Here is a 545-nt window from a genome sequence, read left to right on the forward strand (position 1 = left end):
CGTCGACGACCGCGAGGAGATCGTCGTGCGGCGCCGGCCCGGTACTGCCGGGCTTGCTGCGCTTGCGATGGTGCGATGCGTGAATCCCGGCGATCCGGCAGAGTCGGTGCACCCGGTTCTCGCTCGCGATGATGCCGTGCTCGGTGTCGAGCTCGTCGGTGAGGAACCTGTACCCGAGGGTGAGGTCATCCGCATGCAGGTCGTAGAGCACGTCAATGAGGTGCGCGTCGTCCCAGTCCCGCTGAGAGACCGGGGCCTTGAGCCACTGGTAGTACCCCTGCCTGGACAGACCCAGGACCCGCAACGCCACCGCGACCGGCACCCGCACGGGAGCACCGGCCGCAGCCATCTCGTGGACGAGCGGGAAGACTATCTTCCCGGCAGGTTCGCCTGCGACAGATACGCCGCGGCCCGCCGCAGCACCTCGTTCTCCTGCTCCAGCAACCGGATCCGCTTGTTCGCCTCACGCAACTGCTTGCGCTCATCGTCGGTCAGCCCGGACCGTTTGCCGTCCTCCACGTCGGCCTGCTTCAACCAGTTGCTCA

The 545-nt window shown here is 67.2% G+C and carries 1 protein-coding gene; it reads right to left on the bottom strand.

The features are described 5' to 3' along the window. On the bottom strand, positions 1-349 hold a 349-nt coding region (locus AS96_RS14155), incomplete at its 3' end, for an IS3 family transposase (RefSeq protein WP_036291121.1). Positions 350-545 lie beyond the last annotated feature (196 nt).

The organism is Microbacterium sp. MRS-1 (genome assembly GCF_000585455.1).
Lineage (GTDB): Bacteria > Actinomycetota > Actinomycetes > Actinomycetales > Microbacteriaceae > Microbacterium > Microbacterium laevaniformans.